This is a genomic window from Vreelandella sp. L-25 (genome assembly GCF_056857535.1).
On record NZ_JBSXNH010000066.1, the window covers coordinates 89,242 to 103,680 of the forward strand.

Consider the following 14,439-nt stretch of genomic DNA (forward strand, 5'->3'; position numbering starts at 1 on the left):
GAGAACAGGTTATGCACCTACGTTGTCGCGGCTCTTCAGGTAAGCGTACTCACCCGCATCGCTAAACGGGCGCACCACTTTCTGGAATGCCGAGTAGGATTCGTAAACGCGGCGAGACTCTTCGTCGCTATCTACCTGACGCTGAATGGCCTCTTTAGACGACTCGTACAGCGCGGCCATCACGTCTTCCGGGAAGGTGCGCAGCTGCACACCGTGCTCTTCCACCAGCGTTTCCAGGGCCTGGGCGTTGCGGTAGGCAAGCTCGCTGATCATCGCTAGGTTAGAAGCGCGTGCCGCTTCGCGGATCACGTCCTGCAGGTCTTCCGGCAGTGCATTCCACGCATCCAGGTTGATGGTGCCTTCAAGGACGGCAGAGGGCTCGTTCCACACTGACGTGTAGTAGTAGTCTGCCACTTGGTGCAGGCCAAAGGCCAGGTCGTTATACGGACCCACCCAGTCAGCGGCGTCTAGCGCACCGGTTTGCAGCGAGGTGAAGATCTCAGAACCGGCCATGTTCACGGTGCTCACACCGATGCCGTTCATGGCTTCACCGGCGAGACCCGGCAAGCGCAGCTTCAGGCCCTGCATATCGTCGAGGGAGTTGATCTCTTTTTTGAACCAGCCCGCCATCTGTGTGCCGGTGTTACCCACGGCAAACGGCTTCAGGTTGTGGTTGGCGTAGATCTCATCCCACAGTTCTTGACCACCGCCGTGGTACAGCCAGGCGTTCATTTCAGTGGTGGTCATGCCAAATGGCACGGCGGTGAAGAACTGGGAAGCCGCGACTTTACCGCGCCAGTAGTAAGACGCGGAGTGACCCATTTCAGCCGTGCCAGCGGCGACGGCATCAAAGACTTCCAGTGCCGGTACCAGCTCGCCTGCACCGTGAACGCGAATGCGCATGCGGCCGTTAGAGAGCTGTTCCACACGACGAGCAAAGTCGTTAGCACCGGTACCCAGGGCGGGGAAGTTTTTCGGCCAGGAGGTCACCATATCCCAGGTGTAGGTTTCGTTAGCGCTGGCGGTAGAAACAAAGGGGGCAGCAGCGACACCGGCGGCACCCAGGCCGGCGGTTTTCAAAAATTGGCGGCGTTGCATGGCGGGCATGACTCCGAAATTATAGGCTGTTTTTTATAAGCGCAGTGAGCGCAGTGTCCGCCCGTCAGTATGCGCTAAGCAGCTTTTATAGGGCAAGTGTCTGTCTTCCCTTGCCCTTTTTAGGCTTTAAAACGGCGATAGGTTTTAAAGCGGCGTAAGCTTGGCAAACCCGAGCACGAGCCACTTCACGCCGTTACCGTCGAAGCTTACCTGCACGCGAGCACGGGCACCTTCGCCCTCGGCGTTGAGAATAATCCCCTCACCAAATACCGGGTGCTCGACCCGCTGGCCGACATGCAGCGCAGGTAGCTCGCCGTCGCTCTCGATACTGGTTTGGGCGAAGCTTTGCCGCGATGCGGTTACCGGGCGGGAGATATGGCCCCTTAGGCGCACTTCTTCCAGCAGGTGGGGCGGCAGTTCGCGCAGAAAGCGCGAAGGGCGTGGAAACACCTCTTTGCCGTGCAGGCGTCGGGTTTCTGCGTGGGTCAGGTAGAGCTTCTGCATGGCGCGGGTAACGCCTACATAGCAAAGCCTACGCTCCTCCTCGAGCCGCCCCGGCTCCTCCACCGACATCTTATGCGGGAACAGCCCCTCCTCCACACCGGCGATAAACACCACGGGAAACTCTAGCCCTTTCGCCGAGTGCAGCGTCATCAGCTGCACGCTGTCCTCGAACTCCTCGGCTTCATGGTCGCCTGCGTTGAGGGCGGCTTCCGAAAGGAAGGCTTCCAGCGCGGCCATGCCTTCTCCGGCTTCCGGGGTCTCGAAGGCGTCGCCATGGGTGAAGGCGCGGGCAGCGGTGACCAGCTCTTCCAAGTTTTCGACCCGCGCCTGGCCTTTCTCACCACGCTCGCTTTTATGGTGCTCGATCAACCCGGTGTGCGCGGTGACATGGTCGATGATCTCATGCAGAGGCAGCCCGGCGGCGTCGTTATCGAGCTGCTCGATTAGGTTGGCGAAGGCCTGCACGGCGTTGCCCGCCCGGCCTCTTAAGGTGCCATCCTGAATCGCGTCGTGGAGCGCCTGCCAGAGCGAAACGCCCTGTTCTCGTGCGCGGTGGCGAACAATTTCCACCGTGCGGGTGCCAATGCCTCGGGTGGGCACGTTGATGACGCGTTCAAGGGAGGCGTCGTCGTCCCGGTTGAGCAGCAGGCGAAGGTAGGCCAGGGCGTTTTTGATCTCCAGTCGCTCATAAAAGCGGTGGCCGCCGTAGATGCGGTAGGGCATCCCTTGGCGAATCAGCGTCTCTTCCAGCAGTCGCGACTGGGCGTTAGAGCGGTAAAGAATGGCCACATCACGACGGTTGAAGCCCTCCTCGATTTTCTCTTTGATGGTGTCGACGATGTAGCGGGCTTCTTCCAGGTCGTTGAACCCGGCATACACCGAGATCGGCTCGCCCTTGATACCATCGGTCCAGAGGTTTTTGCCTAACCGCTCGCTGTTATGGCTGATCAGCGTATTGGCCGCTTCCAGAATCGCGCTGGTAGAGCGATAGTTCTGCTCTAGGCGCACGGTATGGGTGTTGGGAAACTCTTCTTCGAAGCGGCGAATGTTCTCGACCTTGGCACCCCGCCAGCCGTAAATGGACTGGTCATCATCGCCCACGGCGGTCATCGGCGTTTGCTGGCCGGTGAGCAGTTTCAGCCAGGCGTACTGAAGGGTGTTGGTATCCTGAAACTCGTCTACCAGCACATGGCCAAAGCGCTCGCGATAGTGGTTCAGCAGCGGCGGGTTGTCGCGCAGAAGCTCCAGGCTGCGCAGCAGCAGCTCACCGAAATCCACCAGCCCGCCTCGCTCGCAGGTGAACTGGTAGCGCTCGTAGAGCTCGACCATCTGGGCGAGGTACGCATCGCCATTGACGTTCACTTGATGGGGTCGCAGGCCCTCTTCCTTGCAACCAGAAATGAACCCCTGCACCTGGCGGGGCGGGAAGCGCTCGTCATCGATCGAGTAATCTTTGAGCAGCCGTTTGATCAGCCGGAGCTGGTCGTCGGAGTCAATGATTTGAAAGTGTTGGGGCAAGCGGGCGTCTTGCCAGTGGGTGCGTAGCAGCCGGTGGGCAATGGAGTGGAAGGTGCCGACCCACACGTGGCGCATGGAAATACCCAGCAGCGCTTCTAAGCGCGTGCGCATTTCCCGTGCCGCTTTGTTGGTAAACGTGACCGCCAGCAGCGCATAAGGAGACAGCCCCTCGGCCTGCATCAGCCAGGCAATGCGGTGAACCAGCACGCGGGTTTTACCGGAGCCAGCCCCCGCCAGTACCAGTAGGTTGCCCTGGGGGGCACTGACGGCCTCCCGTTGGGCGGGGTTGAGCTGATCAAGTATCGCCGTGACGTCGTCCATATAAGCCGCTGCCGGTTCGAAAAATGGGCGGTCAGTTTAGCACAGCCCGCCCACTGGCTGGGTATACAGCGTGCGTCGCGTTAGCCCGCCGTTAGTGGTCGTCTGGGTAACGCAGCGTGGTCAGGCTCTTTTTCACCGCTTTAAGCTGCTCGGCGAGTTTGGGGCCGCGGGTTTTCGCGACACCAACGGCCAGCACGTCGATCAGCACCAAGTGCGCGATGCGCGAGCTGAGCGGCGTGTAAATCTCGGTATCTTCATGCACATCGATAAACAGCGGTAGACTCACTTCATGGGCCAGCGGCGACTCGCTGGGGCACAGGCCAATCACCGTAGCGCCCGCTTCGCGGGCCAAGCGCACGCTGGCCACCAGCGCCTTGGTGCGCCCGGTTTGTGAAATCGCCACTACCACATCGCCCTCTTGCAGTGTCACTGCCGACATGTTCTGCATGTGAGGGTCGGCGTAGGCGGAGGTCGAGATCTGCAGGCGGAAGAACTTGTGCTGGGCATCGAACGCCACGGCACCAGAGGCACCAAAGCCGTAAAACTCCACCCGGTTGGCCATGGCCAGTGCATTCACTGCTCGCCCCAAGGCTTCATTGTCGAGCCGATCGCGTACCGACAGCAGTGTGCCGACGGTGGAGTCAAAAATGCTGTGAGAGAACTCCGCCACCGAGTCGCTATCGTTCATCGAGAACTGGGCGAACTGACTACCGCTGGCCAGCATCTGGGCGAGCTGAAGCTTGAAGTCCTGGAAACCGTTGCAGCCAAGGGCGCGGCAGAAGCGCACCACGGTAGGCTCGCTCACCTTCGCCTCGGTGGCAAGGTCCACGATCCGCATATGGATCACTTCATCGGGGTTACGCAGCACGAACCGCGCTACCTTTTGTTCGGAGCGACGGAAATGCTCCATGCGGCGTCTCATTTCATCGAACAGGGCGCGGCTCACGTTCAGCTCCTTAAATTCTCGATCGTGCTTATGCAGCCTAGGTGGCCACAGTATGCCTGAGTGACGCGAAGAGGGCAGCGGTAATCACCCGTAATGGCTGCCGTTTAAAGGGCGTTAACCCCCTTTCTTCAAGAATCGTCATCATTTTGTCAAGTAGGTTATAGTAAGAAGTGACGTGCCGCACTGCATCATTTAAAAATCAGTCGTCACGGATGCAGGTGGACGTAGGCAACTTCACCTGGAGGAGCGTCGATTATGAGAAACATCGAACGAATGACCTCGGTAAAAAGCGAATTGCTCGACATATTCATGAGTATGGAGGTCGATGAGCATGCCCAACGTCGGCGCAGCGCCGCCCAGCGTAGCTTAAGGGCACGCAGAGGGATTGAGCTGCATCGGGAGTTTCAGAAATTGTCGCGGGATATCGCTCCCTTGCCGGACGATGACGAACCGCAAGAGAGCGAACTGCACTAACAACCGCGTGCGAAGAGACTGCCCCGCCGATTAGCGGGGCGGTGACGGCTTAGATCAAGCCGGCCACGAACACGGCGATGACACCTGCGGGCGCGACGAAGCGTGCGAGTATGTTCCATACGCTTACGCCAGTGGCTGACAGCCCAAGCTCAGCCTCGACACTCTTGCGCTCTAAGCACCACGCAGCGAAGAGAATCGCACCCAAGCCGGTAAGCGGCAGCATGATTTTGCTGGTCAGCGTATCCAGTAGGTCGAACACGCCCATACCGAACATGAGCGGCTCGCTCCACACGTTGAAGGAGAGCAGAGCGGCAATACCCAGCGCCCAAGCGCCCACCCCGGCAACAACGGTCGCCATCACGCGAGACAGCGGCGTGCGCTCTTCAATAAACTCAACCACGGGCTCAAGCAGCGAAATGGCCGAGGTCAGCGCTGCGAAAGTGAGTAGCAGGAAGAACATCAAACCCAGCAGAGAGCCACCGTCCATATTGCCAAATGCTAAGGGCAGCGTAACAAAGATCAGCCCAGGGCCTGAGGCTAGGTCAAGGTTGTTCGCAAACACGATGGGGAAGATCGCAAGACCTGCGCCGAGAGCGATCACCGTATCCATAATGATCACTGTGCGGGCGGTTTGGAGTAGGTTGATCTCTTTGCCCAGGTAAGAGCCATACGCCATCATGATGCCCATACCCAGCGACAGGGTGAAAAAGGCGTGCCCTAACGCGGCCAGGACTGTCTCTGCGCTTAGCTTGCTCCAGTCCGGGTTGAACATATATGCCAGCGCTTCACCGAAATGGCCGGTCGACATGCCATAACCGATCAGCACGACCAGCAGTAACGCGAGTACCGGCATCAAGATGCGTACAGCGCCTTCCAGCCCTTTTGTTACACCACGGGCAACAATACCAATCACCAACAGCATAAAGGCAGAGTGGCCAAGCAGGAGTAGCCCGGGGTTGCTGAGCATACCGTTAAACAGCGCCCCGATGCCGTCGGCGTCTTGGCCGCTGAAGGTGCCGCTTACTGAGTTAAGGGTGTAGTAGAGCGACCAGCCGCCGATCACGCTATAGAACGACAGGATTAAAAACGCCCCCACAATGCCGCTAATACCCACCACGGCCCACATACTGGATTTATTGGCTTGGCGTGCCAGCTCAGACATCGTGCTTGCTGGATTCTTCTGGCCGCGCCGCCCGATAAGCCACTCAGAAACAAGAATGGGCAAGCCAATGAGCCCAATACAAAGCAGATAAACAAATACGAAAGCAGCCCCGCCGCTTTCGCCCACCATGTACGGGAACTTCCAAATATTTCCTAAGCCAACCGCTGAGCCCGCTGCGGCCAGCACAAAGGTCATACGCGATGACCACTGTGCATGTGCAAGTTTTGCCATAAATCACCTGTGTTATACGTTCAATTGTAATGAGTCGTTATCGGCTTGCTGCGCCGATTTTCGGAAATAGAGAAATTGCCAGCGTACTTTTCCGAAAGAACGCGCAATTTATCCGATCATGGTAGGGCATGCCAGTCAGCTCATCTAAAAAGACGGCTTAAAACAGCTGGCTCTGCTTTTCATCGGCAAAGGGGTCAAGCTCAGGCAGTGCGATGTGCTGTTGAAGGGTGTGGTACAGGTGTCGAGCCATCTCGGGGGACTCGCGGTTATCCGCTGTATGCACAAATAAGAAAGGGGTTTTCCCCTGACTTATCCACAGCTTTAGGCGCTCTATCCACGGAGCGAAGTAGCGAGTATTAATGGTTTTGTCAATATGGCCAATGAAGCGAATAATCGGCAGCTCCGCTGTGGAAAGCACGTGTAACGGGACTTTCGGCTTTTCCTGTTGGGCATGAGCGAGACCTGCATGGCCATTGGCAGGGGTCGAGAAGACGGGGCGCACATCGAGCATCACACGGTTGGCGCCATAAGTTATCAACAATTGGTTGAAGGCTTTCTCCTCCTCACCCTTGTGGAAAAAAACAGGGTGGCGCACCTCCACGGCGCAGGGCAGATACGCTGGCCAGTGGGCGAGCAATGCTTCGAGTTTAGGTAACTCTGAGGGGCCGAAATCACGCGGTAGTTGGACCATGGTTGGACCAAGCCGGTCATGGAGCGGCGTCATTGCCTCTATAAACTCCCAGGCAGACGCTAAACTGCCGAGGCGCTGGTCATGCGTCACGCTCGCCGGCAGTTTGAAGCAAAAGCGAAAGTGCGCTGGGGCTTGGCGGGCCCAAGCAGCGATGGTGTCGGATTTGGGCGCACCGCTGTAAAACGTCGTATTGCCCTCCACGCTGGAAAACACTGCCGCGTAATCACTGAGCAGGTCGGTTTTGGCTTGGCGCGGGTAGAGGCTGCCCTGCCAATCCTGATTGGCCCACATGGGCAAGCCCAGATAGAGCGGTAGAGGCGAGCGTGAGGCAGTCATCTAAGCGGTGGCCTTTGTCGAAACGTAGAATTGTCGAAACAGAAAGGCTTAGTGTAACCGTAACACCATGGGCTGTGGCGGGGGCTCAAGGCGTGTTAATGAAGATAACGGCCAAATTTATGCAATTTCCCCCGTCGCTGCAGCGCTACTATGGTAATCGTTATAACACTCACAAGATGGCCAACAGGAAGCCCCATGGATGCTGCTTATGTAAGCGCCGACGATATTCGCGATCAATTTTCCAAAGCGATGTCGGCGATGTATCAACAGGAAGTGCCGCAATATGGCACGTTGCTCTCGCTGGTAGAGAGCGTGAATCATGATGTGCTGGCAGAGGATGCCGCCTTAGCACATACGCTCGAAGCGTCAGACGAACTGGCGCGCCTTAGCGTTGAGCGCCATGGAGCGATCCGCGTTGGTTTGCCTGAAGAGCTGTCACTGCTACGGCGTATGTTTGCGGTGATGGGCATGCATCCCGTGGGGTATTACGACCTGGCTGCTGCCGGTGTACCGGTGCACTCCACGGCGTTTCGCCCGGTGGATGATGACGCCTTGAAGCGCAATCCCTTTCGTGTCTTTACCTCGCTGCTGCGGCTAGAGCTCATCGAAAACGCAGCGCTTCGCGAGCAGGCGCGGGAAATTCTCTCCCACCGTGAAATCGTCACCCCCGAGGCCCAGGCGCTAATCGCCCGCTGCGAAGAGCAGGGTGGCCTAAACGCGACCGATGCCAAGGCATTCGTGCAGGCCGCGCTCAATACGTTCCGCTGGCACCACGATGCCACCGCCGACCGCGCCACCTACGACCGTTTGCATCAAGAGCATCGGTTGATTGCCGACGTGGTGAGCTTTAGAGGCCCGCATATCAACCATTTAACCCCGCGCACCTTGGATATCGATGCAGTACAGCAGCAGATGCCGAGTGTGGGCATCGACCCTAAGGCGGTGATCGAAGGTCCGCCCCGTCGCCGCTGCCCGATTCTACTGCGCCAAACCAGTTTCAAAGCGCTGGAAGAGACCATTACCTTTGCCGACAGCGTGGCGGGACACCATACCGCCCGCTTCGGTGAAATCGAGCAGCGCGGGGTTGCTCTCACTCAAAAAGGACGCGCGCTATACGACCGCCTGCTGGCCAAGTCGCAGCAGTTGCCTCCCGCTAAAGATAACAGCGCTCATCAGGCGCAGCTGGCGGAAGTGTTCCAAGCATTCCCAGACGACCACGCCACGCTACGTCGTGAAGGGCTGGCGTTCTTCCACTATCACGCCGTGCCGGGTACCACTGCATCACTACCCGCGCAGATTAACCCGGATACCCTTGACGCACTCATCGAGCAAGGCGCGCTGACTTGCCAGCCCATGATTTATGAGGACTTTCTGCCGGTTAGCGCGGCGGGCATCTTCCAGTCGAACCTGGGCGGCGAGCAGCGCGATGAATACGCAAGCCAAGCCAACCAAGCCCAATTCGAGCGTGACCTGGGGGCCTCCGTGATTGATGAAATTGCGCTGTATGCACAGCGCCAGCAGGCATCACTGGACAAGGCGCTGGCGGTGCTTGCGGGAAGGTGTTAGAACGAGGCGACAAATGCAACACGGCTAACCACATCACCGAAGGAGTGCGCTATGCAGCAGGGCAAAGTATTGGTGTTACATGGGCCTAATCTCAACTTATTAGGCACGCGTCAGCCAGAGATTTATGGCTATGACACACTCGACGATGTGAATAACCTGCTGCGCGAAAAAGCGGTAATGGCAGGCTGGGAGATCACCTGCCTGCAAAGTAACCATGAAGGTGCGCTCATCGACGCCATTCACGCAGCGAGGGTAGATGGCACGCAGGCCATCATTATCAATCCGGCGGCCTATACTCATACCTCGGTAGCGATCCTCGATGCATTGAACGCCTTTGATGGCCAGGTCATCGAAGTCCATCTCTCCAACGTGCATAAGCGCGAGTCGTTTCGCCACCACTCCTATGTCTCGCTACGGGCCGATGGCGTGATTGCTGGCCTAGGCGTGCAGGGATATAAAGCGGCGCTAGAGGCGGTGATGGCTGCCTCCCATCAATAATATAACTCCTTTGTATCGTTAGCCCTTGGCGTTTCATTGGCTTGGTGAGGTTAAAAGGCGTATGGCTAAATTTTTCCGGGAATTCCGCGAGTTTGCCGTTAAGGGCAATGTGATTGATATGGCGGTGGGTATCATCATTGGCGGGGCATTTACGCTGATCGTGCAAAGCCTTGTCAAAGACGTGATGAATCCGCTGATTGGCCTGTTGGTGGGTGGGATCGATTTTTCGAATCTGTTCGTCGTATTGCGGGAAGGCGTGGCGGGAGCGCCCTATGCCACCTTGGCAGAAGCTCAAGCGGCAGGGGCGGTGACGCTGAACGTGGGGCTGTTTATCAACGCGGTGGTGAGCTTCTCCATCGTCGCGTTCGTGGTGTTTTTGCTGGTGCGTACCATCAACCGCTTAAAGCGCGAAGAGGCGGTGGCACCGGCAGACCCGACCGAAAAGCCCTGCCCTTACTGTTTTATGGTGGTGCCAATCAAGGCCGTTCGCTGCGGTCACTGTACGTCTGAGCTACAGGCGGCGGCCCCAGAGAAGCCTGCCGAGAGCGTGTAGTGAAGCGTTATTAAAAAAGGGTGCTCGTGGGCACCCTTTTTGCGTTACAGAAGGCGGTTATGCCGTCTTTTTCGCCGCTTTCTTATCGCTCTGCGTGCTGTCACTGGCATCGCTGGGTTGGGGCAGCGATGGCAGAGATTTGGCTAGCATATCAACACTGTGGCGATAGTAGAGCTGGCTCTTGTTGTGCTCGCCTAGGCTTGCGTAGAGGCGAGCAAGCTCGGCACACACTTCGCCATTGGGGCGCTGGCGCTGGCTGGCTTCAAAGTATTCCAGCGCTTTTTCCCACTGGCCAACACGTAGTGACAGGCGTCCACAGGCGAGCAGCAGCTCGGGGTCGTTGGGGCGCTCTTGTAGCCACTTTTCGGCCTTGGCGAGCTGGCGAGCGGCATCGACATTGAGCAGGCCGTAGCGCTTGACCAAGCGGGCGTCCCAGTGGTTATCCAGCGAGTGGTTCAGCAGACGCTCGGCAATCGGCTCTTCGTTGGCATGTAGCAGTGCCTCGGTATAGAGCACGATCAGCTCGGTATTGCCGCGCAGGTAGTCGGGCATATCCGCCCACAGCCCGCGAACCCGTTCGATATTGGTGGGGTTCTTCGCTTCGAAGATGATCAGCTCGCGATACGCTTTGAATTCCAGCTGTTCGCGCTCTTGCTGGGTAATCAGCTTCTGCGCGGCCAGACGTGGAATTAGGCGGCGCAGGCCTTCCCAGTCGTTGACGCTCAGGTGTACCTGCTTCAAAAGCTTCAGTACCTGCGGGTGATTGGTGAGCTGCTTATCCAGGCGAGTGAGAATTGCCAGAGCCTCTTCCGGCTGCTGACGGTCAATCATCAGCTGCGCCTGCATCAGGCCAACGGCGGTATCCGCGCCGTCGGTGGTCAGCTGGGCCTGATTCAGATGCTCCTGGGACTTCTCGTGGTCGCCTTGATAGTGGGCTGCCAGCGCGGCCGATAGGTAGTTAACGAGCGGTGTGCTGGAGTCGTCGGCGGCGCGCACCAAGGTTTTCTCGGCTTTTTTCCAGCGGCCTTCGGTGAGTGCCACCAAACCACGCACGGTGCGTTTCATGGCGCGACGGTTACGGGCGCGGCTGTTCCAGGTACGGAAGCGACCAACCGGGCGAATAATGCCGGTAAGCAGGCGTAACGCGAAGTGCAGCACAATAAAGGCACCCAGTAGCAGCACCAGACCAAACCAGAACGAGGTTTGAACCGAGGTGTCGCCCACTCGAATCAGCCAGTAACCGGGCACTGACATCATCAGGTGCCCAAAGAGCGCGCCAACCGCAAGGCCCGCGACGATCAGCAGGATGAGTTTTCTCATGCATCACCTCCATCCTGACGACGCGACTCGAAACGGTTGTCGATGAAGCTGGCCAGCGCTTGCTGTGAGGCGCTGATATCCGGCAGCTCGGGCTTTACTTCGGCCTGCTTCAGCTCTTGAAGGCGGGCTATGACGCTCTGGGTCTCTTCACGCTCGGTGTCGTAGTAGCCGTTCAGCAGCTCCAGGGCTTTGTCGATGCTCGCTTCGTACAGCTCGGGCTCCTCTTTGAGCAGCGCTAGCTGAGACTGCTCGAGAATCAGGCGCAGGCTCTGGCGCAGGTAGGACTCCTGCTCCGGCGTGATCAACGCTTCCAGCGCTTCATCGTGCTGACGAATCACCACGAGATCTTTTAGCTCTTCACCGAAGCGGGCGAGCTGGCGCTGGAAAGTTCCGGTAGGCGGCTGCTCAATGCTCGACGTCACGGCGCGCTCTTCGATCTCTTGAGATAGGCGCAGACCCGCTACGCGCTCTTGCTGGGCATTCAGAGCTAAGTAAATGCCTGTGCGGTCCACTTGAGGAACGGCGTCCAGCGCGGCGAGCTCGTTGGCAATTTCACGACGCACGGGCGTTAGCGCCGGGTTATCGGCATCGGCCAGACGGGCATCGGCGGTGCGCAGCAGAGCGGCGGCACCTTCCACATCACCCTCCAGCTGCAGGCGCTGATTCGCCAAACGCAGCAAGTAGGCCGCTTCGGCGTGAAGCCAATCGCGCTCGTCGGTGTCCTGCTCTTGTGAGAGCTGCGTCAGCACCTCGTCCAGCGTGCTGTTGATGTCGCTGCGATAGCTATCCAGCTCGCTGCGCAGTTCGCTCACGGTACTCTCCAGCGCTTGGCTTCGTTCGGCTTCGCCCTCTTCGATCCGTGACTCAAGCTCGCTGACCGCTTGCTGGGAAGCGCTGTTTTGCGCTTGCTGGGCCAATTCGTCCAGGCGCTGCTGCTGACTATCCAGGCGCTGCCAGCCTTGCCAAGTGATCAGGCCCAGGGCGAGTGCCAGGATAATCACCAGGGCAATGGCTACGCCGCCACCTTTGCTGCTGCCGCCACCGGTAGAGGAGGGCGGAGTCGGCTTGCCTGGGCCTCTAGTAGCGGATGTACTGCCGCTTTTCGAGGAGGTGGACGCTGCAGGTGTTGCTGTGGCGGTCGGCTTGGTGTCTGCTTCCGTCGCTTTGGTATCTTTTGGGGCGTTGGCCTGCGCAGTGCTTGCTGTGCCGGACGTGGGTGCACTGGCATTTGAAGCGCTGGTAGTCGAAGCGCTTGAGCCACTTTTGTTGCGGCGGCGCGAGCGGCTGTTCTTAGCCGCGTAAGAGGAGGAGGCGCTGCCAGCAGTCGACTCGCTTTTCGCCGATGATGCCGTAGTATCGCTCGGTTGCGCGTTATCTTGGGATGCATCGGCAGACGTGTTGTTAACGCCTTCCTGCTCGTTTGGTTGTTTGCTCATCTGTCGCTAGCCCTTATTAAGTTCCTTGATCGACATCGGCACCCTATGGGTTGCAGGACCGATCCAACGCGGCCACCAGCGCAGCCGGCGTTGCTCCCGACGCCACCTTGAGGTCACAAAAACCCAGTTTACCGGCCAGTGTAGCTAAACGGTGACTGGAAACGATTAGCGGTTGGTTCAACGCTGCTGGACCACACCATTTTGCCAGATATTCAAGCAGTTCGCCGCTGGTGACGATGAGCGCCCGGTAGGCACCTGTGGCGAGGCGCTTTTGCATCGCTGGCGAAGGCGGCTGATAAACCCGCCGATAGACCGCCAGCCGGGTAATAGTGGCCCCGCGTGCCGCTAGAGTGTCGGCGATCAGCGTGCGGCCGCCTTCTCCTGCCACCAGCAGCACTCGTTGATGTGCTAGGTGGCGAAGCGACGCTAGCGAAAGCAGCGCTTCGCTGGTGTCTTCACCCTGCTGGGGCGGAGGAATACGTACCCGAACCCCAAGCTGATCGAACAGTATGCTGGCAGTGCCCCGTCCAACGCTATAGTAATCAATACCGATAGGTAGCTGCGGCCAGTAGCGATCCAGCGCCTCGCTTAAACAGTAAGCGGCAAAGGGGCTGACCACCACTATCTTATGGTACTGATCAATATCCAACCAGACTTGGCGCTGCGTAGCATCTTCAGGCAGCGCTTCCAGATGCATCACGTCAAGCGACTCCACCCAGCCTTCGCTTGCCCGCAGGGCATCCGCCAGCGTTTCGCCCCGCTCCCCTGGGCGGCAAATCAGTACCGGCTGGCTCATACGTTGCGGCCGTAAACCTCTGCCAAGATATCGCCGGCGCCTTGATCCAGCAGCTCTTCGGCAATACGAATGCCGAGTGCTTCCGGCTCATGGATAGAGCCACGGCCCTCGGCACGCAGTACCTCGGTGCCCTCTGGGTTGCCCACTAGCCCGCGTAGCCACAGGGTATCGTTGGCTTTATCCAGTACGGCGTGCCCGGCAATCGGCACTTGGCAGCCACCTTCCAGGCGCGTGTTCATGGCGCGCTCGGCGCGCACGCGGGTGGCGGTATCCTGATCGTCCAAGGGGGCCAGTAGCGCAATCAATTCGGGGTCGTGCAAGCGACATTCGATGCCTAGTGCGCCCTGGCCGCAGGCGGGCAAGCAGATTTCAGGGGGCAGTGCTTGGGCGATTCGCGCATCGAGCCCCAGGCGCTGCAGGCCAGAGGTGGCCAGAATGATAGCGTCGAACTCGCCATCGTCGAGCTTCCCAAGGCGAGTCTGGACGTTGCCGCGCAGGTTGAGGATTTGCAGGTCCGGACGGGCTTCACGTATTTGTAGGCCACGACGTAGGCTGGCGGTACCGATGCGCGCACCTTCGGGCAGCTCGTCGATGCTGTTATAGTGGTTGGACACGAATGCATCGGTGGGGTCTGCCCCATCTAAAATCACCGATAGCCCCAAGCCTTCGGGGAAGTGCATGGGTACGTCTTTCATGGAGTGAACGGCAATATCGGCGCGTCCATCCAGCATGGCGTCTTCAAGCTCCTTGACGAATAGCCCTTTGCCACCAATTTTGGAGAGAGGCGTATCGAGAATTTTGTCGCCTTTGGTGGAGAGGGGGACAAGCTCAACTTCCAGACCGCTATGTGCCGCCATCAAGCGGTCGCGGACGTACTCGGCCTGCCACATGGCCAACTGACTTTTACGCGTGGCAATGCGCAATTTAGTGATGGATGACACCTGATTCTCCCTTTGCCGCTGACACGGCGCGTCGAACTGTGATAATTC

At 58.6% G+C, this 14,439-nt stretch carries 13 protein-coding genes; 4 read left to right on the forward strand and 9 right to left on the reverse strand.

Annotated features, from left to right (window positions below; translation table 11 throughout):
* Positions 1 to 9 precede the first annotated feature (9 nt).
* From AC13CN_RS09905 to hexR, 3 genes are all read right to left on the reverse strand, one after another.
* Positions 10 to 1,098 (reverse strand): TRAP transporter substrate-binding protein, encoded by a 1,089-nt coding sequence (locus tag AC13CN_RS09905; RefSeq protein WP_074211266.1) that lies wholly within the window; start codon positions 1,096 to 1,098, stop codon positions 10 to 12.
* Positions 1,099 to 1,242: 144 nt separating this feature from the next.
* Complete coding sequence (gene uvrD / locus AC13CN_RS09910) at positions 1,243 to 3,441, reverse strand: DNA helicase II (protein ID WP_253556789.1); 2,199 nt, start codon at positions 3,439 to 3,441, stop codon at positions 1,243 to 1,245.
* A 91-nt stretch (positions 3,442 to 3,532) separates the two neighbouring features.
* Positions 3,533 to 4,387: a transcriptional regulator HexR gene (hexR, locus tag AC13CN_RS09915; protein WP_044629315.1), complete on the reverse strand. Its 855-nt coding sequence runs from the start codon at positions 4,385 to 4,387 to the stop codon at positions 3,533 to 3,535.
* A gap of 255 nt (positions 4,388 to 4,642) precedes the next feature.
* On the opposite strand from hexR, the gene AC13CN_RS09920 reads away from it, so the two are divergent.
* Positions 4,643 to 4,861: a PA3496 family putative envelope integrity protein gene (locus AC13CN_RS09920; protein WP_054640739.1), complete on the forward strand. Its 219-nt coding sequence runs from the start codon at positions 4,643 to 4,645 to the stop codon at positions 4,859 to 4,861.
* A gap of 49 nt (positions 4,862 to 4,910) precedes the next feature.
* On the opposite strand, the gene AC13CN_RS09925 is transcribed toward AC13CN_RS09920, so the two are convergent.
* Together AC13CN_RS09925 and AC13CN_RS09930 are read right to left on the reverse strand one after the other, a co-directional pair.
* The gene (locus AC13CN_RS09925) at positions 4,911 to 6,254 is read right to left on the reverse strand and encodes a sodium-dependent transporter (protein ID WP_253556787.1); all 1,344 of its coding nucleotides are present in this window, start codon (positions 6,252 to 6,254) and stop codon (positions 4,911 to 4,913) included.
* 157 nt (positions 6,255 to 6,411) lie between these two features.
* The gene (locus tag AC13CN_RS09930; protein ID WP_253556785.1) at positions 6,412 to 7,281 is read right to left on the reverse strand and encodes a DUF72 domain-containing protein; all 870 of its coding nucleotides are present in this window, start codon (positions 7,279 to 7,281) and stop codon (positions 6,412 to 6,414) included.
* 195 nt (positions 7,282 to 7,476) lie between these two features.
* On the opposite strand from AC13CN_RS09930, the gene hglS reads away from it, so the two are divergent.
* The 3 genes from hglS (at position 7,477) to mscL (ending at position 9,898) form a co-directional block, all read left to right on the forward strand.
* Positions 7,477 to 8,847 carry a 2-oxoadipate dioxygenase/decarboxylase HglS gene (gene hglS / locus AC13CN_RS09935; RefSeq protein WP_074211270.1) on the forward strand — a complete coding sequence of 457 codons (1,371 nt, stop codon included), beginning with the start codon at positions 7,477 to 7,479 and terminating at the stop codon, positions 8,845 to 8,847.
* Between the two features lie 51 nt (positions 8,848 to 8,898).
* Entirely contained in the window at positions 8,899 to 9,345 is a 447-nt protein-coding gene (aroQ, locus tag AC13CN_RS09940; protein WP_054644913.1) for a type II 3-dehydroquinate dehydratase, read from the forward strand.
* A 61-nt stretch (positions 9,346 to 9,406) separates the two neighbouring features.
* On the forward strand, positions 9,407 to 9,898 hold the full coding sequence (gene mscL / locus AC13CN_RS09945; RefSeq protein ID WP_054644912.1) for a large conductance mechanosensitive channel protein MscL: 492 nt from the start codon (positions 9,407 to 9,409) through the stop codon (positions 9,896 to 9,898).
* 57 nt (positions 9,899 to 9,955) lie between these two features.
* Here the strand turns inward: mscL and AC13CN_RS09950 are convergent, their stop codons facing one another.
* Genes AC13CN_RS09950 through hemC form a run of 4 tightly spaced genes read right to left on the reverse strand, consistent with a single transcriptional unit; the run spans position 9,956 to position 14,391 of the window.
* Complete coding sequence (locus tag AC13CN_RS09950; RefSeq protein WP_044629837.1) at positions 9,956 to 11,218, reverse strand: heme biosynthesis HemY N-terminal domain-containing protein; 1,263 nt, start codon at positions 11,216 to 11,218, stop codon at positions 9,956 to 9,958.
* The gene (locus tag AC13CN_RS09955) at positions 11,215 to 12,654 is read right to left on the reverse strand and encodes a uroporphyrinogen-III C-methyltransferase (protein WP_172416685.1); all 1,440 of its coding nucleotides are present in this window, start codon (positions 12,652 to 12,654) and stop codon (positions 11,215 to 11,217) included. Before AC13CN_RS09955 ends, AC13CN_RS09950 begins: the two co-directional genes overlap by 4 nt.
* Before the next feature lie 43 nt (positions 12,655 to 12,697).
* Positions 12,698 to 13,450: a uroporphyrinogen-III synthase gene (locus tag AC13CN_RS09960; protein WP_044629839.1), complete on the reverse strand. Its 753-nt coding sequence runs from the start codon at positions 13,448 to 13,450 to the stop codon at positions 12,698 to 12,700.
* Positions 13,447 to 14,391 (reverse strand): hydroxymethylbilane synthase, encoded by a 945-nt coding sequence (gene hemC / locus AC13CN_RS09965; RefSeq protein WP_172515109.1) that lies wholly within the window; start codon positions 14,389 to 14,391, stop codon positions 13,447 to 13,449. The genes AC13CN_RS09960 and hemC overlap by 4 nt, the downstream gene beginning before the upstream one ends.
* Positions 14,392 to 14,439 lie beyond the last annotated feature (48 nt).

Excerpts from the sequence above, each read along its gene's own strand:
- AC13CN_RS09905 (WP_074211266.1), bottom strand. The coding sequence starts at position 1,098 with ATGCAACGCCGCCAATTTTTGAAAACCGCCGGCCTGGGTGCCGCCGGT.
- uvrD (WP_253556789.1), bottom strand. The coding sequence starts at position 3,441 with ATGGACGACGTCACGGCGATACTTGATCAGCTCAACCCCGCCCAACGG.
- AC13CN_RS09920 (WP_054640739.1), top strand. The coding sequence starts at position 4,643 with ATGAGAAACATCGAACGAATGACCTCGGTAAAAAGCGAATTGCTCGAC.
- AC13CN_RS09925 (WP_253556787.1), bottom strand. The coding sequence starts at position 6,254 with ATGGCAAAACTTGCACATGCACAGTGGTCATCGCGTATGACCTTTGTG.
- AC13CN_RS09930 (WP_253556785.1), bottom strand. The coding sequence starts at position 7,281 with ATGACTGCCTCACGCTCGCCTCTACCGCTCTATCTGGGCTTGCCCATG.
- hglS (WP_074211270.1), top strand. The coding sequence starts at position 7,477 with ATGGATGCTGCTTATGTAAGCGCCGACGATATTCGCGATCAATTTTCC.
- aroQ (WP_054644913.1), top strand. The coding sequence starts at position 8,899 with ATGCAGCAGGGCAAAGTATTGGTGTTACATGGGCCTAATCTCAACTTA.
- mscL (WP_054644912.1), top strand. The coding sequence starts at position 9,407 with ATGGCTAAATTTTTCCGGGAATTCCGCGAGTTTGCCGTTAAGGGCAAT.
- AC13CN_RS09950 (WP_044629837.1), bottom strand. The coding sequence starts at position 11,218 with ATGAGAAAACTCATCCTGCTGATCGTCGCGGGCCTTGCGGTTGGCGCG.
- AC13CN_RS09955 (WP_172416685.1), bottom strand. The coding sequence starts at position 12,654 with ATGAGCAAACAACCAAACGAGCAGGAAGGCGTTAACAACACGTCTGCC.
- AC13CN_RS09960 (WP_044629839.1), bottom strand. The coding sequence starts at position 13,450 with ATGAGCCAGCCGGTACTGATTTGCCGCCCAGGGGAGCGGGGCGAAACG.